Here is a 23721-nt window from a genome sequence, read left to right as displayed (position 1 = left end):
GCCGCGGTGCCGAGAGCCGAACCTACTGTTTCGCAACGCTGTGTCGGATCCGTCTGATGCAATGCCCAGTGGGCGACCATCGTCCGACCGCTAGGAGTTTGAGGTGCAACGAGAGCAGTATGCCGCCCATGCGGTGTGGACGACGCTGGAGGCCGTGCAGGCCCAGGTCGAGACCGACTTGCAACCGTGGGATGACGCCTCGCGTTACGACGCGCAGCGCTTGCATGCGATCGTCGAATTCACTGACGGCCTTCGGGACTCCGAGCCGACCCTCGTAGAGCCGCAGGCAGTCAACGACCTTCAGTCGCACCTCCAGTCACTTCACAACTCCTTGACGGCGTACGTGGCGGATCCTCAGGGGAATCAGGCGCATCTTGCAGCCGCCGCCTCCCATATCCCCAACCTGCTTCAGGTTGCGCGAACGCACTTTCTGTTCACCGCGCTGGACGACCCGGGTAGGGGTGTGAAAGCCGCGGCGACCCGCTACAAGAACTCGCTGGACGCAGAGGTCGAGCGACTTGTCCAGCAGATCGATGACCTCCAGGCCGAACTGGCGGCTGCAAAAGCGGAGCGGGATCAGAGCGATGCCGACGCAAGGCAACGGCTGGACACGCTGTCTCATGCGATCGACACGCGCGCTGCTGACATCGGCGCATTGGAACTCAAGCTCCAGGGTCAGGTCGATGAGCAGCGGACCGCATTCGAGTCTGATTCTCAGGTGCGCGAAGCGGCGTTCAAGAAGAGTCAGCTGGCGGCGTCTGAGCGAGATGAAGCGCGGATCGCGGCAGCCCAGAAGGCAGAGGCGGCCCGCCTCGAGGCAGCAATCGAAGCCGAGAATGAGCGACTCGCCGCGGCCGACGAGGCAACGGCTCGGGCCGCTGCGAGGAACGAATCCACTAGCAAGGAACTCATTGCAGCTCTTGAGTCGTACCGAGACCAGGCGAAGACGCTCGCTGACATGACAAGTCGTCACGCGGTCGCTGGCGAGTACGGCGAATGGGCGTCACATCAGGCGAGAGCGGCCTTCAGATGGACCATTCTGGCTGTCATGATCGGCATCGGGACAGTGACTGGTCTAATCATCGCGATCACGTCGGCGACTGACGACACCCTTCAGTTCACGCTCTACAAGACGAGCATCTCGATCGTCGGCCTGATTGTTGCCGGCTACGCCGCGAAGCAGGCGTCGGAACATCGCCGCGAGGAGCGCACGGCGAAGCGGCTCGCACTCGATTTGGCGGCCCTCGGTCCATTCCTCGAGCAGGTGAACGATGCGGAGGACTTGCGACTGGCGGTTGCGAAACGTGTGTTTGCTCCGGAGCCGGGTCAACCTGACGATGGGGAAGGAACCAGATTCCGCTTGCGCGGCGGGTCGTCGCTGTCGATGGCGGACATCGTCGAGTTGATCAAGGTCTCCCGCGGGGCTTGATCGGCCAGCCAGCGCGGCTGGTTGGATCAGTCGCCCTCCCGATCTCGCGCAGGCGGAAGGTCGCGTCTTGTCAAGACGTTCCTGCGCGTCGCGGACAATTTCGGGGAGCTTCGCCGCCAATTCGGCCTTGGGCGGGAGGGCGGTCCAGTACTCGGCGACGACGATGCCGTCCTTGTGCATCTCCAGCAGCTCGACTTGCTCGCGGCTGGACCTCGGTGCACAGGATCAGGCCGACCGGCGATTCCTCATGCTCCTGCCGCTCGTACCGGTCGAGCCACTTCAGGTAGCGCGGGGCACCGCCGATCCCTCGGGAATCTGGGAGTTCGCGATCTCACGACGCTCGAAGGCCCACGAGAAGCCGCAGGTCAGTCTGCGGTTCCTATCTCCCGGGTGGGTCGCGATCTACGCGAGGCCTTGGCAACCGGCGCACGCCGCACCCTCCGGGCCATCGGCGCGAACATGGCTGATCAAAGCGCGGCGAGAAGACGCACTTCCCGATGCACGGCCCCGGATCGCGGCATGATCGGACGTCTTTGAGTGCGTGACTCAAGGGGTTCACGTGGCAGGGCTCGATGCTGGACGATGTCTCCGTGCTCCAGGCATCGAAGGCGGCGGCCGTCCTGCTTGCCTTCACGTTGTGCTGTTCCGCTTGCGCAGCCGATGACGGCGGTGGCAGCGACAACCTTCCAGAAGTTGACACGAGCTCGACCGCCAGCAGCGGTTCAGCTGAGCGCATCGCGCAGGGGTGCGGGCTCGTTCGGGGCGAGAGTCCAGACGGGACGACGAGGCACTACTCGGACCTTGCAGCGCACGCCCTTTTCCGGGCGGTGTTGGCGGCCGAACCCGGCCAAGCCATGGCCGCCCGGTTGTGGGCCGCGGCGGATCGTCTGTTGGACGATGACTCCGCGCCCCCACGCTCAGCGTTACTGAGAATGTGTACCGACGCCGGCTTCGTGGAGCCAACGGGCATGATCGAACTCCGCGCCTTCGCGTGCGACGTCAACTCCAGGATCGCATTGGAACGTCCTGACATCGGTGCGTACGGGCCGGAGGACACCGAGGCAGCACCCGGCGATCCATTGCGCACTGACGTGGAGTTCCTAGACGTGACCTTTTTCCTGCTCTCCATGAAGGAGAGCCCAGAGTGGCTGGATGCCGAGGCCCTGGGCGTCGCGCTGGAAAGCGAGGACGACGCGAGCTATAAGGCTTCGCTCGATCACTTCGATGAGATGTGCGCTCGAGCGCCATCAAGAGGTCGGTAGCGTCGCTCAGTTCTGAGTGAGCCACGACCCTACTCCGGGCCTGCGAACGGCATGAAGACGTCAGTCGACACGTCCTTCGTGGCGGAAGGGGTCAGGTTCGGAGTGTCAGCTGATCGCGCAGCGGCCCCCGTTGTTTCGGAGCCTTCAGATACGAACGCAGCGTTCGTTGGGTGAGGGTCATCCGCTCGTTGCCGACCTGTCCGATCCGGGATCCGACGGCTCGGCAAGACCGCTCAAGCAGTGGCGCGAGGCGTTCCTCGCCTACTTCGACACCGGCCGCGCGAACAACGGCGGTACAGAGGCCATCAACGGCCTCATCGAACCTCACCGGCGCATCGCCCGCGGCTTCCGCAACCGCGAGCACTACCGACTGCGCATGCTGCTCATCGGCGGCGGACTCACTCACCCCCGCCTCAGGTAGTAAGAGCCTGATTGACCTTCGCTCAATTTCGTCGGAGCCGTGAACTACGGTCAGCCCCACGTGGACGCGGCGGGGCAATGAGCCGGTCTCGCTGCCAGGAGGGAAGACCGTGACCGAATCGGGAGCTGGGATTGACGCAATGTCGGTCTACGAGAGGCAGGTCTGGGCGAAGGCCGTGTCTCGGTTGAACGCGACTTCCGGCGGTAGAGGAAGGGAGCTGATCGGTCGTGCCACGAAGCCCATTGCCAGCGTCGCCGGCAAGGCGTGGACCAAGGTTCCTCTTAACGACGACCTCACAGCGCAGTTCGAGAAGGCGTTGGAAGGCCTGGTTGGGGTGACCATGGAGCCGGCGATGAAGTCGGTGAACCTGCACAGGGTCGTCGGCCGGGTCGGCGTACCTCTGGAGGACTTTCAGCAGCTGGACCTCAAGCAACTCGATGCGGCGTCGCCGCGTACCCGCGGGTTGTACACCGCTACGGCTCTGGTGGAAGGCGGCGCAACCGCACTGGCGGTGACCGGCGCGACCGTGGCCACGACCGTGAGTGGCGGTACGACAGCGGCGGTGGCAGTCGGCGCTGTCGCCACGGACATCGCCGCGAGCATCGGGTTGTTGGGTCGGATCACGGCCGTTGCTGCCGCAGAGTACGGCTACGACGTTCGGCAGCCCGAGGAGGAGATCTTCGCCTTGGGCACCATTTCAGTCGGCTCGGCAGGCACGCCTGCGGCGAAGGTCGCCGCGTTGGCATCACTGTCCCGCCTGACGCAGGAGATGATGAGGAAGGCGACGTGGGCCCAGCTCAACAACCACGCGTTGGTGAAGGTGATCGACGCCGTGTTCAAATCGCTGGGGCTCCGCTTGACCCACCAGAAGCTCGGTCAAGCCGTTCCCTTTGCAGGCGTCCTGATCAATGGCGGACTGTCGGCCCAGATGGCAGATCAAACCTATCGCCGCGCCCGCGACGTCTACAGACTTCGTTTCCTGTCTGAGAAGTACGGGATCGATCCAGCGGCTTGGATCACCGAGGACGGCGCCGTCACCGACGCTGAGGATCAGGTCCTGGGAGCGGCTCTGGATCAGCTCGAGAGCGAGGACCTCCCGGACGCCCCTCCAGCGGTGGCAGAGGCCGACGGACCCGACCAAGACGAGTAGTTGGGCGGTCGGTATCGAGCGTCACGAGTGCCACGTGGTCGAGCGTCGTGCGACGTCGTAGATCGCATCGATCTCGCGCGGCGACAGACGAAGCGGCTGCGACAAGAGGTGCTGGCTGATCCGTCGGCGCGTCACGACGACGACAACGCCGTCCTCGGGTTGAGCCCAAACCTTGAAGCCCTTCCGGGCTCCCATCACCGCGATCACACCGGCCGCGGTCACCGGGAAGCCGGCATGTTCGGTAAGGAGCCGCGCGGCCCGTCGCGCCTCGTGCCGGCTGTTGCGGATGTAGGGCACTCGCTGCCCGTTGACCATGAGGGTGTCACCTCCCACCCAGATCGATGCGTTCGGATGGTGCTTCGCGTTGACGGTGAAGACGCCGGGCGGGCCGACCACGACATGGTCGATGTCCGAGCCGCGCTCGCCCACGCGTACCGCGTGCAGGACCCGCCACGCCGGTCCGAGGGCCAGGAGCTGGGCGGCGACAGCCTCCTCGCCGTCGGCACCGATCCGCCACGCGCGCTCCTCCGTGCGGGCGCCGACGAGCCGTGAGAGCACGTGCTTGAACGTGCCCTGAGCCTCGCGCTCCGCCATCGCGCGCTCCCGTGCAGCGGCACCTGCTCGGTTCGCGCTGATGTCGTGCCAGGTCGGTGGAGCGGGGGCGGCGGGCATCGGTGTGGCCGGCTGCGGTGAGTTCGCCAGCGTGGGGGTTGGCTCGGAAGGCGCCGGTAGTGGGGGCGGAGCCGGATCCCGTGACGCCAGGTGTTCAGCAATCGCCTGCTGCAGCATTGGCAGGTTCGACGAATCGTCCGAGTGGTAACGACACGTCTTCACGTCGTAGTACCCAAGTGCCGTCCCGCCCGGCGTCTCGGCGTACAGCCGCTCATGGCCGTATCTGGCCCACCGTCGCACGTTCCAGTCGGTCACCAGTGCCTCCCTGCTCATGACGGAGAGTGCCACCAAGAGCGCGGGAGCGGAGCGGAATCGGCGACATCGACGTTGCTCGAGCACCTACTCCGTCAACTGCAGGTTCCGGGAAAGCTAGCTCTAACGCTAGGATTGTGGCAATCACTTGCTACTGACTAGGAATAACGCAATGGCTCGCTTCAGCGTCCCCGAAGCCGCAGCACGACTCGGCGTGGTTGCGCAGCGCGTACGCCAGCGGATCCAGGACGGCTCGTTGCCTGCCGAGCGCGTGGGCGGGCAATGGATCATCGATGAGAAGGACTTGGCTCGGATCTCCGACTCCAACGCGCCTGGCCGGCCCCTGTCCGAGCGCTCTGCATGGGCGTTGGTCGCCGCGGCCGAGGACGACGCAGTCCTCTTGCACTCGCTCTCGGCCCCCGACCGATCCCGGGCGCGAGCCCGCCTCCGCAAACTGGCCGCCGCGCACCACGACGACTCCCGCGAAAGCCTCCGCCTGCTGTCGGTGTTCATGCGCAACCGGGCGGCGCGACGCTGCTATCTGGTCGCCCAGTGCGACCTCAAGGACCTGCGCAACGACCCGCGCATCCGACTCTCCGGCCTGTCGCACCCCGAGTCCGGCCTCGCGTCTGGTGACGTCGTCGAGGGCTACCTGTCTGTTGATGACCTCGACGACGTCATGCAGGACTATCTGCTGCGCGACGTGGACCGCGACCGCGCCAATGTCTTCCTCCATGTCGTCTCGCCCGATATCGAGGAGAGCCTGCCGCTCCTCGGCCACGCTTGGAACAGCCTGCTGATGGCAGCCGACCTCTCCGAGCACGAGGGACCACGCGAACGTCACCGAGCCATGGAGCTGCTCGACGACCTGGCGCAACAGGCTCAGGCCCAGGCACCGCGGGCGCGTCGAGACCGAAGCGAAGGGCGGAACGAGTGAGCGACCCGGTCGTGCTACCTGCCATGACTGAGGCGCAGGCTGCCTCCTGGCACGCGATGATGGATCTGTACACGAAGGTCCCCGAGCACCGGACGCTCATTGGTGGACAACTCGTGCATCTGCACTGCGCCTGAACGCGGCTCCTACACCGCTCGCCCCACCACCGATGCTGACGCTGTGGTGAACATCCGCGCCGACCAACGGATGTTCACCCGCTTCACCGCAGCCCTCGCCGAACTCGGCCTCACCCCCGAAACGAGCGGCGATGGCCACCAGCATCGGTGGCTCAACGGTCTCGCCCAGGTGGACGTCCTCATCCCTGAAGGTGTCGGTGCGCGCGCCGCGAAGCTGCATGGCGTCGGAGGAGCACCAACGGTCTCATCGCCCGGCACGACCCAGGCCCTCACGCGCACGGAAGCAGTCGAGGTCATCGTCGAAGGCCGCGCCGGCACCATCCTCCGGCCCAACCTCGTCGGCGCCCTCGTCGGCAAGGCCGCCGCCCGCGTCGAACTCGGCGGTGGCAGGGCGGCGTCTCGTCACTGTGTCGACTTCGTCGTCTTGGCTTCGCTGCTCGCCGCCCGTGATCTGCGCGAGTCACCGCTGGACAGGAAGGACCGCCAGCGCCTGAGCAGGATGATCCCGCTGTGCCGCAAGGACGGGCCGGCCATGCTCGTCGGGGAAGCGGACGAGCACCTCGGCCGCCTCCAGCGCGCGATCGACCGGTGACCGCGCGGGGCTCGAAATCACCGCCGCATTTCGAAGCTCGGCGACTCGGCCGACGACCCGCCGACGGGATAGGCCACGAGTGCTTGACTATCCGCCGTGGCTGATCAGACCGACGTCCAGCACTTGGTGAAGCAGTTGATGGCAGGCGCCACCCCGGCGGAGGGCAAGGCGCTCCTTGACGCGCTGATGAACGGCCAGGTCACCAGCATCTTCGAGAAGCTCGAGCGCGACGAACGGCCGGATCTCCTCCCGGTGCCGGAGCGACCGCGCGGGTACCGGGTCCGGCTCGATCTGCACGGCGCCAAACCGCCCATCTGGCGTCGCCTGGAGCTGCCCGGCGACCTGACGCTGCCACGTGTGCACGTCGCGATCCAGGCCGCCATGGGGTGGTACGACTCGCATCTCCACCGTTTCCGTACCGGCAACGACCCCCGTTCGGCGTGCTTCGCGACCGAGTTCGACCTCGATGAGGGCGACGACGGAATGCCCGAGGCCGACGTGCGCCTCGACCAGATCCTCGCCGAGAAGGGTGACGAGCTCTGGTACGAGTACGACTTCGGCGACGGGTGGGACCACAAGCTCGTCGTCGAGGCGGTCCTCGACGGCCCGCCGGCGACGGTGCGATGCACCGCCGGGCGGATGGCCTGTCCACCGGAGGACTGTGGCGGGATCTGGGGCTACGACGAGATCGCTGCCTGGGTGCGCAGCGGGTACGACGACGCCCTCCTCCCGCAGTCGTTCGACGACGCCGAACACGGGCGGGACTGGCTGCCCCTCGACTGGCACCCCGACCACTTCGACCTCGACGAGATCAACGATGCCCTGACGATCGCGAGCGCCGGAGCGCTAATGGCTCTGCTTGGCCAACGTGCCGATCCCATGACAGCGGACGACGCCCGGCAAGCCGGAGCTCCTTGGGCGGGGTTCACGTCCGCGCAGGCGATCGCGCTTGAGAAACTCGCCGAAGTGGGCCGTTTCGATTGGATGGCCCGCACCTCATCTCGTGCCGATCGCGTCGGCCAACTACTGGAAAGTCTTGAGGCCATTGGAGTTCCGTACGCACGTGTGCGCGAGGCAATGCAGTCGATCGGCTATGGCCGAAGAGAGCTCGAGGGTTTGGATCGATGGGCGACGTTGGCGACTTAGCGCGAACCCCAGGAGGCGACCCTCCAACTTGAGCTTGGGGGTACTCAGCAGCGTGAGCAAGCACCGGCGTTTCCGGCGCCCAGTTCGGCGGATAGACGCGCACTCCCTCAGAACGGGGGCCAGCCCTGCCATGCCGCGACCCCAGCGAGTCCGGAAACGATCGAGCCGAGTCCCACGAGCACGCCCCACGGTCCGTGGATCCATCTCGGAACACGCGGACTGTCGACAACGTCGTAGGTTGGCGCGCTCGCATTAGCGGTGGCACTAGGCCCCAAGGCTTGCGCAGACGTGAAACTGACCTTGTTCCGCTTGCCGCCATTGATTACAACGCTGACGGCCTGTCTAGCCGCCTCGGCACTCGGAACGTCGGTCCCCGGATCGGCGGCACGCATCTCCGCAACAAGCGCGACAAGATTGGTTCGTGTTCGATCCAATACGCCGACGACCGTGCTGACGGCGACGACCCAGTACATCGCGCTGATTGAGTTGCCATAGGGCACTTCGCTGTTCATGTAGGTCACAAGATCGCCCATCGCGGGCAGAGTTATTTTGATCGCGCCGCTGTCACTAGATGAGATCAGATGTTCGAGCTCGGCAACCCCTTGGTGGAGCACGACCTCTTCCTTAATTTGATCCTGAGCAAAGTCGGGAAGCGATGAACGCGCGATCCGTTGTTGCTTTATGACGGCGGTCATAGTCGCGCCATCGATAGCGATGATCGCGGCTACGATTCGGTACGCTGGGAGTGCGTCATTTGGGCTGTAGCCCTCCAACTCGCGGCGCGCCCAGTCTCGGAGATCCGCAGACCCGGACCGGCCACCAAGAGCTATGCACTTTCGAAGGGCATCAGCGAGCGGGACTGAACTGTCCAGAGCCTCGGCTTCGATCTGAGTCATGAGCCCCTGAGGTGTCTTCGCCATGCCTCCGCCCCTCTGTGCAAGCCCGGGAGAGGACCGACCTTCCCGCTCCGCGGCATCCTATTGTCCAGACGAAGAGAGAGGCCGACCCTTGAGTCCAAGCGCGGCGGAGTGAGGTACATCAAGCGCATCCACTCGCGTTCGATGGAGTCGTCGTGCCTCCCGCCTTAGGCTGCAGGGAGCGCGGCGGCAGCGGCAGCGAGCTTGGCCGCAATGGTGTCTAGCGACGACTCTTTCGTACTCAAGCCCGCGTGCGAGGCCAGTATAGGGCTGATGTCGTTGAGGTCGTTGAAGCTCACACCGTGCAATACGGGGATGACGCGACGGGTCGAGAGCAACACGGCGAGTTCCTTTTCGGCCACGCCTTCGCCCTCGATGCTCTCGAGCAGCGCAGGCGTGACCAGCACGATTCCGACCCGGCAGTTCCGTAGCCCCTTGTCAATCTCACGGATCATGAGCGAACCAAGGGGTAGGTCGTCTTCGCTGAACCACACTGAAGCGCCATTCGCCTTCAGGTGGCCATGCAACTCCCTCGCACTACCTTCTCGGTCGCCCCAGGCGTGGCACAAAAAGAGGTCGCGACGGTCGGGGTGCGCCTGAGCCTGCTCGCTGGCCTTCTCGATGAAGGGCTCGACAGTGCGCCATTCGGTCGGGGTGTAGGACACCGACCGGCCGGTCCTAGTCCGGCGCGAACCTCCGCCACCTCCGCCGGACGAACTGCCGTACCTCGATCCGCCGCTGCCGCCGTACGACGGGCCACTGCTGTAGGAGTACGACGAGTAGGACGAGCGGCTGTACCCCCTGCCACCGCACGCAGGGCAATTTGCCCGCCCACTCGCGGTGCGATGACCTCTATACGGTGCAGTGCATTGAGCCATTCTTTGAACCTCCATCTGGAAGTAGGCACCGCTCCGATGCCCAACGGCGTCTGCCGCAGACCAAGTTTGGCACCGATCACCGACCATTCTCTTCATTTCTAGACAACTTCGTCGCGACATGCACGCACGGCCTATGACGCAATGGTCGCATCTTTGCTTTCATGGGTCCGTGAACAAGCGGGTCGAGGCGGCCGAGAGGGCCGTATACGCGGCGGCAGAGTTGATGACCGAGGTCGGGCTTACCCGCGTCCTCGCCGACCTCGTGCGAGAGGTTTGGGGTGCGAACCTCGAGCGGTACGAGCCCCATGACCGCGGCGACACCACCAAGTCTCTCGGCTTCCAGTGCAGCGAGAACATCCGCGAACTCGCCGCCCGCCGCATCCAAGGAGGTGACCTCGCTGCCCCCGAGGACCACTGGAACATCTCCGGCCTCCAGCTCGCCACCCCCCGCGGTGTCCTCACCCTGCACCTTCCCGGTCTCGAGATCGTGCTCATGAAGGTGCCGTACGCCCACGGTCGCAGTCCCATCTGGGAGCAGTTCCCGAGTTGGGAGACCTCCAGCCACATCCGTGACGACATAGCCAAGGACAACGCCCGGGTCCTCGGCGGGTCCTCGGCGGGTCCAAGCTCCAGAGCGAGACCCAGAGCGAACTCGAATTCCCCGAGGACGCCCCGGTCGGGGTCGTCCGCAGGATGATGGTCGTCTGGGCCGGCGAGCCCGACGCCAGCCTCACCTCGGCCTGGCTAACCGTCCCTGTCTCTTGGTCCACGACGACCTTCGCCGCCACGACGCCGCTGTGGCGCGACGAGGCCGGCGACAACTCGAGCAAGCCACTGCGCACGCCGAAGTACGACGGCCCGTCGTTCGACCAGCAGCCCACCGTCGAGCCCAAGATCGCTCTGAAGCTGCGGCCCGTGGCCGAGGGTGAGGCGTGAGCGGCACCGCCAAGCCGCCGGCCGCCTCGACCGACTTCGACGGAACGCGGCTCACCGTCGCCCGCCGCCTACGCGGGAAGACGAAGTCGGTGCTCGCCCGCGAAGTGGAACTGTCGCCAACCGCGATCGCGCAATTCGAGAAGGGCCCCGCGAAGCCAACTCAGCCAGTGCTCGCACGGATCTGCATCGCGCTTGGGATGCCGCGCGAGTTTTTCGGCGCCGGCCACCCGCTGACGCTGCTCCCGGCATCTGAGGCTCACTTCCGTTCACTGCGTTCAACGTCAGCAGTCGAACGAGAACGTGCACTTGCGTACGGCGAACTCAGCCTCGAGATCGTTCAGCTCATCGAGGAGTACGTCGAGCTTCCCGTGACCGACTTGCCCGACTTCGCCTTACCGGACCTCATCACGACCGAAACGATTGGCGCAGCCGTCGCCGAGGTGAAGTCCGCCTGGGGCGTCCCGACCGGGCCAATCGGGAACATGGTCCAGCTACTCGAGTCCCACGGAATCGTGACCCTGCGCCTGCCCGCGCGCACCGACCGGAAGGTCGATGCGTTCTCGACCGACGCCGGCCATCGGCCGCTGGTGTTCCTCAATCCCGGCAGCGATGACCGTGCACGCAGCCGGTTCGACGCCGCGCACGAGCTCGGACACCTCGTCCTTCATCCCGACACTGAGCCGGGGTCGAAGATCGTCGAAAACCAAGCCCACGCCTTTGCCGCCGAGTTCCTCATGCCGGCGGCCGAGATCGGCCCGCTACTGCCTCGCCGCATCGACTGGCCCACGTTCCACGAACTCAAGAGGGACTGGGGCGTAAGTCTGCGGGCCCTCGTGTTCAGGGCCCACGCCCTCGGCAAGTTGTCGCAGGCGTCCTACCGGCGCGCGAACCAACAACTGTCGATGTGGGGGCTTCCTGAGCCTGGCGAACTCGGTCGTGCCGAGTCGCCACGGCTGCTCGGGAAGGCCACTGACCTGCTCGCAGCGCACGACATCGACCTGGACAGCATCCTCACTGCGCGACGCATTGTCGCCGATGTGACCGCCGACATCCTCGCTGCAGGAACCGATGACAAACCCAGGGTCACCTTCGACTAGCGTTTGTCTCCGAACCCTTCCCGCGTCAATCTGGGTGAAAGGACGCGGCAGCTCTCTGGTGGTGTCAGCGGACGGGCTTGGCGCCGCGGCTCGATCGATCATGTCCAGGCGCAGACCTGCGGTGATCAGTCGTCGTCCGACGGTTCGAGCGATGCCGGCAGACCCCGGCGCGCGAGGCGCTCCTGCGCGTCGCGGACGATCTCGCTGAGCTTCGCCTCCAACTCGGCCTTGGGCAGAACGGTCCAGTACCCGGCGACAGCAATGCCGTCCTTGTGCATCTCCAGGAGCTCGACCTGCTCGCGGCTGACCTCCGTGCACAGGATCAGGCCGAGCGGAGCCTCTTCGCCGGCTTGACGTTCGTGACGATCGAGCCACTTGAGGTAGAGGTCCATCTGTCCCTTGTAGCTCGGCTTGAACCTCCCGATCTTCAGCTCGACGGCCATCAGGCGGCGGAGGGGCCGGCTGAAGAACAGGAGGTCCAGGTAGAAGTCATCGTCGCCGATGGTCATCCGCTTCTGGCTGGCGATGAAAGCGAAACCTTGGCCGACCTCGAGCAGGAATGCTTGGACGTCGCGGAGAATCGCGGCCTCCAGATCCTTCTCCAGGTAGCTGTCGTTGAGGCCGAGGGTGTCGAGGATCAGCGGGTCGCGGAAGGTGTCGCGTGGGACTGCCGAGCCCTCGGGGATCTGCGAGTTGGCGATCTCGCGGCGCTCGAACGCCTTGCGGCTGATCGCCGTCCTCAGCTCGCGAACGCTGAGGTGCTTGGACGCGGCCTCGTCGGCGTAGAAGGCCCGGGCCTCGTCTGAGCTGAGCGCGAGGATCTCACGGAGGTGCGACCAGCTCAATTGCTGGGCGAGGGCAGCGACCTCGTCATGGTCTGGGAACGCTCGCGCGAGCGCGACCATGCGGACGACGCTGATGCGATCGAAGCCTCGTCCGAACCGAGCCTTCAATTGGTGCGACAGTGTCGCAACAATCTGCTGGCCGTACTCGGCGCGGCTGTTGCGGAGGGTGTTGACGAGGATCGCACGCCCCACGAGCCAGTAGGTCATGGTGAGGGCGGCGTTGACCCGCATGGCCGCCGTATGCCGCCCTTCCTCGACGATCTGGACCAGATAGTCGAGCAGACCAGCCTCGTCGTCCGGTATGTCGTCTGTCGGAATGAGTTCGGTCATGACGCTCCTCCGGTCGGGCGATTGGTGCGACAGCGGGGCACCAATCTGCCTGGAGCCCCCGACACGGGGTTCACTCCGGTTGCCGTGAGTCACGCCAGGCGTCGTACGACTGGCCGATCTTCTCGGCCAGCAGCCGGTTGCGGTCCAGGGTGGCGTGCTGGTAGATCGCCATCGCCGCCTGGGACGCGTGGCCGGCGCGGCTTGGAGCTCCGCCGCGGTGGCGCCGTGCTGGCCAGCCATCGTCAGGGCCGTGTGGCGTAGGTGGTGGATCGTGAGGTCGGGGCGGCCGGTCTTCTCCCGGGCCGGGCGGTAACGGTCCATCAGGTACCGGGCGCTCATGTGGTCGGCGCGATCGCCGGGGAAGAAGAGTTGAACCCATGCGGGTTTGGGATCAGTTCATGTCAGGCAGTGGTCCGTCAGCAGCAGTCGAGTACGGCGAGTCCCTCGTCACGCTAGTCCCTTCGACGCGATCCCTCCGGCATGCCGCAGTCGACGCGACCGTTCGCCCACGGGCAATCCGTGAGCTGCGACGGATCAGGCGTGACGCATTCGGGCATCGGACTCCCCACGATGTCTTGCTGACCTGAGCATGTGTTGGTCAGGAACCAGCTGTAGCGACCATCCCCCGACTCCCACGTGACCTGTGCCAGTCCCGGCGGAAATCCGGGCGCTACGACGTCACAGTGGAACGAGCTGCCGATCTTCCCGGAGACGTGCGCGGGACAGGTGACCTGGGTACGCCTGACTCCGAGCTTCGCGTCGACCTGCGCTTCGAGGTCGGCCTCGATGAAAGAGAGGTCGACGAGCGGGGACGTGGCTGTCGCGGAGGGAGTGCTTTTGGCCGCAGGTCCGCCCGCGGGTGGCGCGCAAGCGACTAGCACCCCGCACAGGACGATAAGACTGAAGCCACGTCGGGCACCCATGCGTGCAGCATCCCCGAAGCGACCAGACTTGGCGCGAGCGTTCTGGGTCGTGGAAGGCATCGCGCCGGTCTCAACTTGCGTCGAGGAACGCCTGGTAGCGCCCGTCGAGCAGCTCCCGATCGGGACGCTCCGTACGCCGCGTGGGCAGCACCATGAGCGGCTTGCCGTGGAACTCCTGGATGCCGTGGCGGAGCATCGGGCCGTCGACCTCGTGCAGGACCTCGGCGTTGATCCGGACCTCGTAGTCGGGGGTGATGCCGAGGATCTGGCGGTCGTAGGCGGCGTGGTGCATCTTGCAGAGGGTGAGGCCGTTGGTGACGACGGGGCGTCCGCCGGCGCCGTCCTCGTGGATGTGGGCGGCGTCGAGGAGGTCGCTGTGCCGGAAGGAGCAGACGGCGCAGGAGGTGCGGTAGGCGCGCAGGACGGCGGCGCGGAACGGGCGCTGATGGAGGCGTCGTTTGGTGAGCTGCTGGCGGTACGACGGATCGAGTTCGAGCTCGACGGCTGGCCAAGTGACATCGGTCTGGGGGACGGCGTCGATGTCGACGACGAACTGCAGGTCCGCTGCCTCCTCACCGACCAGGTAGATCGGGTAGAGCGCGCTGTACCCACCGCCCTGGATGCCGAGCCACCAGATCAGCGGCAGCCGCTCAAGCATGGCCTCGCGGAGCGCGCGGTTCTCGAAGTGGTTCGGGTCGCTGCCGCGCATCTTGTAGCGGTAGAAGCCGTCGGTCCCGACAGCGTCGTCGTACGGGCGATTGCTGCCCTCCGGCCGATAGACCGTGCGAACCGAGAGCGCTGCGGTGAGCTGTCCCGGCTTCCAGATCCCCTGCTGGGTGGGCATCAGCCGGATGGTCTCCCCGGCGAGCGAGAGACCGCTGGTGTCGGCCTGAGTGAAGGTCTCCTTCCCGGCCGCCCGCTGGCGGTCGAGCCACGCGAAGGCGGCATGCCGGATCGCTAGCTCGCGCAGTCGCTGGTCCGGGGCCACGGCCGGATCATCTCAGGATCGGCGCGGAGGGGCTGCGCTTTGCCGCGGAATCCCTGTCACGGCCCACAAACCCCTCGGCGCCGACGGTGTGTAGCCAGTACCGTGCCCGGATGTTCAAGCGACGCCGACCGTCTCCACCGCGGGAAGACCCGTCGGTGGCGGTGGTGGAGCAGATCCTCACTACGGCGGCAGCACGATCCGAGAGCCGGGTGCCGACGCTCGACGGCCGGTTCCAGGCTGATCGCGCCGTGTGGCTCTGTGCCTGCGTCACGGACTTCGATGCACCGACGTGGCTGATCGTCGACGTCGATCACGGTGGCATCGGGTGGTGCAGGGTGCCGGACGGCTTCGACGTCTCGACCTTCGTGAGAGCACCGCTCGTCACCGGCGACCACCTGCATCCGGAGCAGGTGCTGCACTGGCTGGAGGACCGGGATGACCGTTTCTGGCCGGGCGACCGCACAGCCGATGATCGGGAGATCCAGGTCTTGGGACAGAAGATTCGCGGCCTCCAGGCAGGTTGATCGACCCCGCATCGGGTACGGCGGCGCACGGACTCTTGCGGCCGAGCCCGGACGTCACCGGAGAATCTCCTGCGCGTCGGGGTGGACGTGAGGCCGGAGAAGAGGCAGTGTCGGAGCGTGCTCCGGTTCTGCCGGGCACATCTCGGAAGACCCTCACTCGGAAGGTTGTGAAGTGAAGAGAGCACTGACGATCGTGGCGTCGGTAGTAACGGCAGCAGCTGTGCTGGTGCCAGGGGGGAGCAGCAGCGCCGCGCCGCAGGCTCCGCAGGTCACGCAGGCCAAGCCCGCGTCGTACACACCGCCGGCGCCTGTGTGGGGCGCCTGCACCAACCAGCGTCTGATCGACGCGGGTGCGCAGTGCGCGATGCTCGAGGTTCCCCTCGACTACGACAAGCCCAAGGGCAAGAAGATCCAGATCGCCGTCAGCCGGGTGCTGCACACCAACCCGGACTACAAGGGCATGATCGCGGGCAACCCGGGCGGTCCCGGTGGGTCCGGTCTCGGCATGGCCCGCCTCGGCGCGGCGATCCCGAACGGTGTCGGCGCCAAGTACGACTGGTACGGCTTCGACCCGCGCGGTGTCGGCAGCAGCCAGCCGTCGCTGAGCTGCAACCCGAACTACCCGGGTGCGGGCTACGACCGGCCCAACTACGTGCCGACGAAGAAGAAGGACCTCAAGTGGTGGCAGCGGGTGACCAAGAAGTACGCCAAGGCGTGCTCGAAGTCCGATGCGAAGCGCCTCCTCAAGCACACGCACACCACGGACGTCGCCCAGGACCTCGAGAGCCTGCGCAAGGCCGTCGGTGCGCCGAAGCTGAACTACTACGGGTTCTCCTACGGCACCTACCTCGGCCAGGTCTACGCGACGATGTTCCCGAAGAAGGTCGGCCGGTTCGTGTGGGACGGCGTGCTCAACGCCGACAAGGCCTTCTACGAGGCCAACGTCGACCAGAACATCCAGTTCGACAAGAACATCCGCACCTACTTCAAGTGGCTCGCCCAGAACGACGCCGTCTACGGTCTCGGCACCAGCGGCAAGGCGATCCGCAAGGGCTACTACAAGCTGCTCAAGCAGCTCGACAAGCAGCCCGCCGCGGACGGCAGGCTCGGACCCGACGAGCTCGGTGACGTGCTGCTCAGTGCCGGCTACTACGTCTACGACTGGAACACCATCGGCCTGGCGTACGCGAAGTTCGTCAAGACCGGCGACGGTGCGGACCTGATCGCGATGTACGCCGAGCCCGGCGACGACAACAGCTTCGCCGTCTACAACGCCGTGCAGTGCACCGACGCGATGTGGCCGGACTGGAAGCAGACCGAGGCCGACGCCTGGCGCGTGCACAAGAAGCACCCGTTCCTGACGTGGGGCAACACCTGGTACAACGCGCCCTGCCTCAACTGGCCGGTCAAGTCCCAGGAGGCGTTCGACGTCAGCGGCAAGAAGGTGAAGTCGCCGATCCTGATGATCGCCGAGACCAAGGACGCCGCCACGGTGTTCTCCGGTGCGGTGGCGACGCGGAAGGCGTTCCCGAGCTCGTTCCTCATCGAGGGCAAGGGCGGTACGACGCACTCCGGCTCGCTGTCCGGCATCGCCTGCACCGACGACCTGGTCGCGAGCTATCTCGACACCGGCGTGCTTCCGCAGCGCAGCAAGAAGAAGCGCAGCGACCTCAAGTGCGACCCGGTCCCGCCGCCGGCGGCGAGCGCCTCGGCTCGGGGCACCGGCCCGCTGACGGTCGACGACCGGATGCCGGCCGACCTGCGAAAGCTGCTCCTCGAGGCGCAGTCGTCGGGTCGCTGATCCACCAGGAGAGGAATCACGAGTCACCCGGGTGATCCCACCCACGAGCGGGCGTCGGCGTCATCGCCGGCGCCCGCTCCCATCTGCGGACGCCCTCGCCGGGGGCATGGCAAGATTCGGCGCGTGAGCGGCATGGGGCGTATCGGTGGGATGGTGGCTGCCGTCATCGTCCTCACCGGACTCGCCGGCTGCAGCGGCGATCCCGACCCGGTCAAGCAGCAGGTGCCGGAGCCCGAGGTCGCCGTCGCCGAGTACGACGCCTCCAAGGAGCCCTCCGCCGCGGTGCTGGCCCTCGTGCCCGCCACGGCGACGACGCTCCAGGTCACCGACTTCGACCAGCTCCGCCTCGTGCTCGGCTTCGCGACGCTCGACGGGGCCACGCCCGCCCCGGAGCGGGACCGGTTCTGGCGGCGGACCCGGCGGACCGCCGCCCTCTCCGAGGGCCTGCTGCGCCCGGCCGACCAGCGGCTGCGCAACCAGTTCGGCATCAGCCAGGACGACGTCGCCTGGGAGGCCAGCTGGTCCGGCGGGACCGATGGCGCCGACGGGGGCTGGGTCCTCGCCTTCCACGACGACATGGCGATGGCCGCGGTCCACCGCGCGGTCGAGGCCGGCGTCGGCCCGCTCGCGGGCGCGGTCGTCGACGACGCCCGCCACCTGGTCACCGCGACCGCACCTCCCGCCGCGGCGGACTCGTGGGGCGCCGACCCCGCGCTGGTCGCGCTTACCGGGAGCGAGGCCGTGTCGACGTACGTCGAGCGCGGGTGCACGCCCTTCGCCACCGTCTTCGGCGCCGGCATGGAGGAGCAGCTCGCCGCGGCCCCGGCCGCGGCGCTGCACGGCCTCGACGAGCTCGACGCCTGGTCGGTGGCGCTGGGCACCGAGCTGGTGACGGTGCAGCTCGGTGAGGCGCGCAGCGACGCGTTCGACCGGGTCCGGCTGGCCGAGGTGATGCCGCCGACCGATCCCGAGTTCGGGCTGGTGATGAGTCGCGGCGTCGCGGACCCGTCGAGCGGGCGGCTGGGCTACACCCTGGCGGACCCGCCGGCCGCGGCCCGGATGGTCCGCGAGCGGCGGCTTCCGTTCACGGTCTGCCCGAGCTGAGCTCGTCGTACTGCGCCTGGTCGTGGGCGCAGATCACGGTGACCTCGCCGCCGCGGGCCAGCTCCTGGAGCCGCTCGAGGTTGGCCACGCGCTGCCGGTTGTCGACGGCCATCAGCCGTTGGAAGGCGGCGAGCGAGGCCGGGCAGGTCGGCGGGTCCTGCAGCTGCCCGCCGTGGAAGAAGGCGTCGCCGGCGTGGAGCAGCCAGCGCCCGTCGTCCCGGCGTACGGCGACCCCGGCGTGGCCGCGGGTGTGGCCGTGCAGCGGGACGATCACGACGTCGTCGCCGAGCGCCGTGACCGAGGCGAACCCGAACCAGTCGTCACCGCCCTCCTGGTGCAGCGACCACCGCGCCTCGTGCGCCCACTGGCCCGGCACGTAGCGGGCCTTCTCGCGCAGCGACGGCCGGGTGGCCGCGGCGTGCTCGGTGGCGTGCACGTGCACCCGGGCGTTCGGGAAGTCGCCGATGCCGCCGGCGTGGTCGAGGTCGAGGTGGGTGAGCAGGATGTCGGTGACCTCGGCCGGGTCGTGGCCGCGGGCCTTGACCTGCGCCAGGGCGGTCTCGCCCGGGTCGAGGTCGGGGCGCACGGTGGTGAGGAACGGGCGGCCGAGCCGCCTGCGGTCGGCGAGGTCGCCGGTGCCGAAGCCGGTGTCGACCAGCGCGAGACCGTCCGCGCGCTCGAGGAGCAGCACGTGGGCGACCATGGTGGGAGCGAGCGGCGGCCGCATGGTCGCGCAGTTCAGGTGGTGGATCCGCACGGCGTCAGCGTGTCACAGCGCGAGGTCGTGGAGCCGCTGAACGGTCGGGGACGTCGGCACCGTGCTCGGGTCCGGGGCGGTGCCGAACAGCCGGTCCGCCGTCCCCGCGGTGGTGACGGTGAACCAGTAGTGCTCGCTCTTGTAGTGGTGCAGGCGGTGGTTGCGCCAGACCTTGCGGTACCACGCGGACCTCGGCCGGTAGTCGCTGTGCAGCAGGTAGTGGGTCCACTCGTAGCCGGACTTGATCGCGTAGATCGCCGTCAGCAGCGTGAACATCGCCGTCGTCGTGGGCGTGACCAGCCACGCCAGCAGGGTCCACGCCGGCGCGAGCCACAGCTGGGCCTGCCACGGGATGAAGACGAGCGGGATCGCGCGCGGGTCGGCGTGGTGGGCGCGGTGCTTGCGCGCCAGCAGCGGGTCGAGGGTGACCGGCCCGAGCCGACGGGGCCTCCAGTGCAGGATGAACACGTGGACGACCCACTCCACGACCGGCAGGACCGCCACCAGGCCGAGCGGGACGGCCAGCTCCCACCAGGAGCCGCGGCCGGCGAGCACGCGACCGGTGATCGCCGCGACCAGGCAGGTGCCGAGCAGCCAGGGGCTCGGGTGCCGCCAGAACTCGGCGAACACCGCGCCCATCGTGAGCTGGGTACGACGCCCGGCGGCCCGGTCGCCGACGTACTTGTCGAGGCGTGCCTCGTCGTCCGCCAGCCGGCGCTGCGCGTGCGCTTCGCGGGGGCTCACCGGTCGGCCTCCATCGCGGCGAAGGCACCGAGCAGGGTGTCGGCCGTCGGCGTGAGCACCCGCGCCGCGGCCGCCCGGGCGGTCGGCCCGTCACCCGCCCGGATCGCGGCGGTGAGCAGCCGGTAGGGCTCGACCTGGCCGACCTCGTCGGCGAGGAGGGTCGCCAGCGCGGGCAGCGCCGGCTCGTAGGCGGAGCGCAGGCTGTTGTACATCAGCCGGAACACCATCGAGTCGGCCCCGTCGACGAGCAGGTCCCAGTAGTCGAGGGCGAGCACCTGCCAGGCCGTGGCGTCGGTGGTGGTGGTCATGGCGTCTGTGACGGCGTCCAGGCCGGCGGCGAGCGCCGGCCCGCCCCGCTCGGCCGCCAGGGCGGCGATGCCGGGGCCGACCTCGGCCCGGGCCTCGATCACGCTGCGGCCGATCGCGGTGTCGAGGGCGCCCCCGCGGACGAGCAGCCGCGGCAGCAGGTCCAGCCCGGCCGCACGGCGGAAGTCGCGGACCAGGGTGGCGCCGCCGTGGCGGACCTCCACCAGCCCGGTCTGGGCGATGCGCTGCAGCGCCTCGCGCACCGCGGGCCGGGAGATGCCGAGCACCTCCGCCAGCCGGCGCTCGCTCGGCAGCGGCTCGCCGGCCGCGAGCTCGCCGTCGACGACGTCGTCGAGGAGCTGGTCGAAGACCTGGTCGGAGACGGAGCGACGGGTCACGGGACGCAGGGCCATGGGCGTCACCGTAGGCCGAGGCAGTCAACTGGTCAAGTGGTCATACCAGTCGTGCTGACAGGAGTCCTTCGCTGCCGAGCTGCCTGTGGGATGTACAGCCCGGCAGCGAAGGTGGTGCGGAGAGTCCCGCCCCCTGCAGGTCGCCCTCCCCCCAGCAGCGACCCGGACCGGCCGCCGTCGTGTTGGGGACCCGTGGCGACCGGTACACAGGAGACGCGCTCGGGCCGGCTTCCTTACGCGGTCGACCGAGGAGTTTGCCGAACCGGCGCAGAGGGCGCCCGGACAGGTACGGCGAAAGTGCCGGCCCGCGCCGGGCCGTCGAGGCGTCGCCTCGTAGGCTGCAGGTGTGGTCCGGTGGTGGAGCGTGCGGTTGTGGGGTGCCCACCTGCTCGGCCTCCTCTGCGTCGGGATCGCCGTCGGCATGGGCGGGTGGCAGTACGACGCCTACCAGGCCCGCCGCGCCGCCGAGCGGGTCGACCTCACCCAGGCCGACCCGGTGCCGATCGGCGACGTGATCGGTCCCGACGACCCGTTCCCGACCGCCGGACTCGGCCGCCCGGTCGACGTCCGCGGCACCTTCCTGCCCGAGGGCACCGTCCTGGTGTCCGGCCGCGCCAGTGCGGCCGGAGCCGACGGCGGCTGGCTGGTCACGCCGATCACGGTCGGTGACGCAGCCGCTCCCGCCGTACCGGTGGTCCGGGGGTGGGTCCCCGAGGGCACCGACCTGGCCACCCTGCCCGCACCGCCGGCCGGCGAGGTCGACCTCCGCGGCTGGCTGCAGCCGCCGGAGGGCAGCGGCCAGGTCGACGACGACCCGAGCGACGACGTCCTCCCGGAGCTGCGGATCGCCGACCTCGTGCAGCGCGTCGACCAGGATCTCTACGGCGCCTACGTCATCGCGGAGGAGCCGCTCGCCGGCGACGCGGCCGCCGGCCTCGACGGCGCGACCCTCGACCAGCTCCCGGAGGCCAGCCGGTTCACCGGGCTGCGCAACCTCCTGTACGCCATCGAGTGGTGGGTCTTCGCGGCGTTCGCGGCCTTCCTGTGGTTCCGCTACGTGCGCGACGCCACGGCCGAGCGGGCCGTCGAGGAGGCCGACGCCGAGGACGCCGAGGACGTCGTCGTACCCTCGGAGCCGTGACCAAGCTCTTCACCGTCTACCGCGCGCTCGCGCTCGTGGTCGGCGTACTCCTGCTCGTCGGCACGGTCGGCTCGGTGCTGAAGTACCTGCTCGAGGACGGCACCACGCTGCAGCAGCTCGGTGACGACCTCACCCCGATCTGGCTGATCCACGGCTGGATCTACATCATCTACGTCGTCGTCGCCTTCCTCCTCACCCAGAAGGCGCGCTGGACGATCCCCCAGCTGCTGCTGATGCTGGTGGCCGGCCTGATCCCCGGCCTGATCTTCTGGGTCGAGCGCCGGGTGGCCCAGCGGCTGCGCGAGGACAACCCGGAGCTCGCCGCTCCCTGATCGGGGTCAGCCGACGGTGAGGTCGGATTCCCGCCAGCATCCCTGATCCGGCCTTCCTACGGTCGTCGTCATGACGACCGAGACACTCGACGAGGCGGGCCCGAACGGCGGGCTCGTCGCCTTCCTCGCCCTGGCCGCGGCCCTGGGCACCTCCACCACCTACCTGCTGCAGCCGGCGGTCGCGGACGTGGCGGAGGCGCTGCGCACGGACCTCGGCACGATCGGGCTGGCCTTCGCCGGGGGACCTGTGGGCTACCTGGTCGGGCTCGTCGTCCTGGTCCCGCTCGTGGACCGGCACCCGCCGAGCCGGCTGCTCGCCGCCGCGTTCGCGGCGCTCGCGGGCACACTGCTCCTGACCGCGGTGGCGGGCGACGTGCTGCTGCTGGGCGTCGCGCTCTGCGTGACCGGAGCGTTCTCGGCCGTCGGCGCCGGACTCAGCTCCCTCGCGGGCCGGATGGCACCGGTGCGCCGCCGGGCGACCGTCCTCGGCACCGTCACCGCCGGCATCGCGGGAGGCATCCTCGCCGGCCGGATCGTCGGTGGCTGGCTCTCCGAGCAGCTCGGCTGGCGGATGATGCTCGGGCTGGTGGCCCTGACCTGCGTGCTCGTGGCGGTCTGCTGCCTGCGCCTGCTCCCGACGCGACCCGCGACGACCGAGGGCGGACTCCTCGCCGGCCTGCGTGCCCTGCCCGGGCTGTTCGTGCGGTACGGCGAGCTGCGGGTCGCCTCCGGTCGCGGTGCGCTGTGGTTCTTCGCCTTCTGCGCCCTGTGGGCCGGGCTCGCGGTCGCACTGTCCGCGCCGCCGTACTCGTACTCGGCGGAGCGGATCGGCCTCTACGCCCTCGCCGGCCTGTCCGGGCTCGCCGCCACCCGGCTCGCCGGCGTATGGACCGACCGGGTCGGTCCGCGGCGGGTGATCCTGCTCGGGCTCGCGCCGGCAGGTCTCGCCGCCGCCGCGTCCGCCGTCGCCCTGGACAGCCCGCTGCTCGTCATCGCCTGCCTGGCGACCGTCGACGTGGGGCTGTTCGCGGCCCAGGTCGCGAACCAGAGCACCGTCCTCGCCATCGACCCGGGCGCACCGGCGCGGTTCAACAGTGCCTACATGGCCGTGTACTTCGTCGGGGGGAGCCTCGGCACCGCCTGCGGTGCGCTCGTTGCGGAGTGGTACGGCTGGCCGCCGGTCGCGGCACTCGTCACCGCGGCGATCGGTCTGGCCGCGGTGCTGAGCCTTGCCGGTCGCCCGGTCCCGGCCGGGGTCTGAGCCCTACTTCTGCGGCTCCTCCGGGAGCGGGTCGGTCAGCGGGTCGGGTGTCGGGGGCGGCGGGACCTGGTCCGCCGGCGGCGCCGGCATGTCGGCGGGCTCGTCGATCGGCTCGGGCGCGTTGTCGACCAGCAGCTCGTCGGGCGCCGGCGCGGGGGGCGCGGGCGGGGCCGGGGGCTCGGGTGAGTCCGGCGGCAGCGGCGGGGTCGGCGGGTTCGGTGCGGACTGCCACAGCGAGGCCTCGTCGGCGCCACCGGCCTGCAGCCTCTTGGCCACCGCCGACACGAGCGCTCCCAGCGCCCCGAGGACCACCAGCTTCTTCAGCTTTCCCATTCCCGAGCCTCCTTCGCCGTGCGGCGATCCGTCAGCCCGGGCGGGCCGACGGGTCCATCCCACCACGTTGCCCCCGGTAGGTACACCCGCCGGGCC

Annotated in this window: 25 protein-coding genes; 16 read left to right on the top strand and 9 right to left on the bottom strand. The window is 68.4% G+C overall.

Annotated features, from left to right (window positions below; all coding sequences use genetic code 11):
- The first annotated feature begins 103 nt into the window (after positions 1–103).
- The 4 genes from KVF89_RS22965 to KVF89_RS22950 all read left to right on the top strand — a co-directional run bounded on the left by KVF89_RS22965 (position 104) and on the right by KVF89_RS22950 (position 4262).
- Positions 104–1429 (top strand): hypothetical protein, encoded by a 1326-nt coding sequence (locus tag KVF89_RS22965; protein ID WP_257428879.1) that lies wholly within the window; start codon positions 104–106, stop codon positions 1427–1429.
- A gap of 572 nt (positions 1430–2001) precedes the next feature.
- Positions 2002–2691 (top strand): hypothetical protein, encoded by a 690-nt coding sequence (locus KVF89_RS22960; RefSeq protein WP_257428878.1) that lies wholly within the window; start codon positions 2002–2004, stop codon positions 2689–2691.
- Between the two features lie 130 nt (positions 2692–2821).
- Positions 2822–3112, top strand: coding sequence for a transposase (locus KVF89_RS30630; RefSeq protein ID WP_372497953.1), 291 nt, complete (start codon positions 2822–2824; stop codon positions 3110–3112).
- Between the two features lie 139 nt (positions 3113–3251).
- Positions 3252–4262: an EcsC family protein gene (locus KVF89_RS22950; protein ID WP_257428877.1), complete on the top strand. Its 1011-nt coding sequence runs from the start codon at positions 3252–3254 to the stop codon at positions 4260–4262.
- 21 nt (positions 4263–4283) lie between these two features.
- Here the strand turns inward: KVF89_RS22950 and KVF89_RS30485 are convergent, their stop codons facing one another.
- A complete protein-coding gene (locus tag KVF89_RS30485; protein WP_257428876.1) occupies positions 4284–5189 on the bottom strand; it encodes a nuclease-related domain-containing protein in 906 nt (301 codons plus the stop codon).
- 169 nt (positions 5190–5358) lie between these two features.
- Here KVF89_RS30485 and KVF89_RS22940 point away from each other — a divergent pair, with 169 nt between their 5' ends.
- The 3 genes from KVF89_RS22940 (at position 5359) to KVF89_RS22930 (ending at position 7995) form a co-directional block, all read left to right on the top strand.
- Positions 5359–6123 (top strand): helix-turn-helix domain-containing protein, encoded by a 765-nt coding sequence (locus KVF89_RS22940; protein ID WP_257428875.1) that lies wholly within the window; start codon positions 5359–5361, stop codon positions 6121–6123.
- A 177-nt stretch (positions 6124–6300) separates the two neighbouring features.
- Entirely contained in the window at positions 6301–6849 is a 549-nt protein-coding gene (locus KVF89_RS22935) for a hypothetical protein (RefSeq protein ID WP_257428874.1), read from the top strand.
- A gap of 96 nt (positions 6850–6945) precedes the next feature.
- Positions 6946–7995 (top strand): plasmid pRiA4b ORF-3 family protein, encoded by a 1050-nt coding sequence (locus KVF89_RS22930; protein WP_257428873.1) that lies wholly within the window; start codon positions 6946–6948, stop codon positions 7993–7995.
- A gap of 107 nt (positions 7996–8102) precedes the next feature.
- Here the strand turns inward: KVF89_RS22930 and KVF89_RS22925 are convergent, their stop codons facing one another.
- Both KVF89_RS22925 and KVF89_RS22920 read right to left on the bottom strand, forming a co-directional pair.
- The gene (locus KVF89_RS22925) at positions 8103–8891 is read right to left on the bottom strand and encodes an AbiTii domain-containing protein (protein ID WP_257429179.1); all 789 of its coding nucleotides are present in this window, start codon (positions 8889–8891) and stop codon (positions 8103–8105) included.
- 188 nt (positions 8892–9079) lie between these two features.
- Positions 9080–9790: a toll/interleukin-1 receptor domain-containing protein gene (locus tag KVF89_RS22920; protein WP_306809821.1), complete on the bottom strand. Its 711-nt coding sequence runs from the start codon at positions 9788–9790 to the stop codon at positions 9080–9082.
- Between the two features lie 169 nt (positions 9791–9959).
- Here KVF89_RS22920 and KVF89_RS22915 point away from each other — a divergent pair, with 169 nt between their 5' ends.
- Genes KVF89_RS22915 through KVF89_RS22905 form a run of 3 tightly spaced genes read left to right on the top strand, consistent with a single transcriptional unit; the run spans position 9960 to position 11823 of the window.
- On the top strand, positions 9960–10487 hold the full coding sequence (locus KVF89_RS22915; RefSeq protein ID WP_257428871.1) for a hypothetical protein: 528 nt from the start codon (positions 9960–9962) through the stop codon (positions 10485–10487).
- Positions 10484–10726 carry a hypothetical protein gene (locus KVF89_RS22910; protein ID WP_257428870.1) on the top strand — a complete coding sequence of 81 codons (243 nt, stop codon included), beginning with the start codon at positions 10484–10486 and terminating at the stop codon, positions 10724–10726. The genes KVF89_RS22915 and KVF89_RS22910 overlap by 4 nt, the downstream gene beginning before the upstream one ends.
- Entirely contained in the window at positions 10723–11823 is a 1101-nt protein-coding gene (locus KVF89_RS22905; protein WP_257428869.1) for an ImmA/IrrE family metallo-endopeptidase, read from the top strand. Before KVF89_RS22910 ends, KVF89_RS22905 begins: the two co-directional genes overlap by 4 nt.
- 125 nt (positions 11824–11948) lie before the next feature.
- Here the strand turns inward: KVF89_RS22905 and KVF89_RS22900 are convergent, their stop codons facing one another.
- Positions 11949–12998 carry a PDDEXK nuclease domain-containing protein gene (locus tag KVF89_RS22900; protein ID WP_257428868.1) on the bottom strand — a complete coding sequence of 350 codons (1050 nt, stop codon included), beginning with the start codon at positions 12996–12998 and terminating at the stop codon, positions 11949–11951.
- Positions 12999–13991: 993 nt separating this feature from the next.
- Complete coding sequence (locus KVF89_RS22895) at positions 13992–14909, bottom strand: HNH endonuclease (protein ID WP_257428867.1); 918 nt, start codon at positions 14907–14909, stop codon at positions 13992–13994.
- A 110-nt stretch (positions 14910–15019) separates the two neighbouring features.
- Here KVF89_RS22895 and KVF89_RS22890 point away from each other — a divergent pair, with 110 nt between their 5' ends.
- The 3 genes from KVF89_RS22890 (at position 15020) to KVF89_RS22880 (ending at position 18338) form a co-directional block, all read left to right on the top strand.
- The gene (locus KVF89_RS22890) at positions 15020–15433 is read left to right on the top strand and encodes a hypothetical protein (RefSeq protein WP_257428866.1); all 414 of its coding nucleotides are present in this window, start codon (positions 15020–15022) and stop codon (positions 15431–15433) included.
- 172 nt (positions 15434–15605) lie between these two features.
- Complete coding sequence (locus KVF89_RS22885) at positions 15606–17234, top strand: alpha/beta hydrolase (RefSeq protein ID WP_257428865.1); 1629 nt, start codon at positions 15606–15608, stop codon at positions 17232–17234.
- Positions 17235–17357: 123 nt separating this feature from the next.
- On the top strand, positions 17358–18338 hold the full coding sequence (locus tag KVF89_RS22880) for a hypothetical protein (RefSeq protein WP_257428864.1): 981 nt from the start codon (positions 17358–17360) through the stop codon (positions 18336–18338).
- On the opposite strand, the gene KVF89_RS22875 is transcribed toward KVF89_RS22880, so the two are convergent.
- From KVF89_RS22875 to KVF89_RS22865, 3 genes are read right to left on the bottom strand one after another with little or no spacing between them, the layout of a single operon-like run.
- On the bottom strand, positions 18319–19095 hold the full coding sequence (locus KVF89_RS22875; RefSeq protein WP_257428863.1) for an MBL fold metallo-hydrolase: 777 nt from the start codon (positions 19093–19095) through the stop codon (positions 18319–18321). The two genes, KVF89_RS22880 and KVF89_RS22875, sit on opposite strands and share 20 nt — an antisense overlap.
- A gap of 12 nt (positions 19096–19107) precedes the next feature.
- The gene (locus KVF89_RS22870; RefSeq protein WP_257428862.1) at positions 19108–19839 is read right to left on the bottom strand and encodes a sterol desaturase family protein; all 732 of its coding nucleotides are present in this window, start codon (positions 19837–19839) and stop codon (positions 19108–19110) included.
- Positions 19836–20558 (bottom strand): FadR/GntR family transcriptional regulator, encoded by a 723-nt coding sequence (locus KVF89_RS22865; RefSeq protein ID WP_257428861.1) that lies wholly within the window; start codon positions 20556–20558, stop codon positions 19836–19838. Before KVF89_RS22865 ends, KVF89_RS22870 begins: the two co-directional genes overlap by 4 nt.
- Before the next feature lie 346 nt (positions 20559–20904).
- Between KVF89_RS22865 and KVF89_RS22860 the strand changes: the two genes are divergently transcribed.
- From KVF89_RS22860 to KVF89_RS22850, 3 genes are all read left to right on the top strand, one after another.
- On the top strand, positions 20905–21699 hold the full coding sequence (locus tag KVF89_RS22860; RefSeq protein WP_257428860.1) for an SURF1 family protein: 795 nt from the start codon (positions 20905–20907) through the stop codon (positions 21697–21699).
- Positions 21696–22031, top strand: a complete 336-nt coding sequence (locus tag KVF89_RS22855; protein ID WP_257428859.1) for a DUF3817 domain-containing protein — start codon at positions 21696–21698, stop codon at positions 22029–22031. The genes KVF89_RS22860 and KVF89_RS22855 overlap by 4 nt, the downstream gene beginning before the upstream one ends.
- A gap of 70 nt (positions 22032–22101) precedes the next feature.
- Positions 22102–23292 (top strand): MFS transporter, encoded by a 1191-nt coding sequence (locus KVF89_RS22850; RefSeq protein ID WP_257428858.1) that lies wholly within the window; start codon positions 22102–22104, stop codon positions 23290–23292.
- Positions 23293–23295: 3 nt separating this feature from the next.
- Here KVF89_RS22850 and KVF89_RS30180 read toward each other — a convergent pair whose 3' ends face one another.
- A complete protein-coding gene (locus tag KVF89_RS30180) occupies positions 23296–23625 on the bottom strand; it encodes a hypothetical protein (RefSeq protein WP_273475408.1) in 330 nt (109 codons plus the stop codon).
- Positions 23626–23721: the final 96 nt, after the last annotated feature.

This window comes from Nocardioides carbamazepini, assembly GCF_024614185.1.
GTDB classification, from domain to species: domain Bacteria; phylum Actinomycetota; class Actinomycetes; order Propionibacteriales; family Nocardioidaceae; genus Nocardioides; species Nocardioides carbamazepini.
The sequence above is the reverse complement of the archived record's forward strand: the minus strand, read 5'-3'. Positions and strand labels throughout refer to the sequence as shown.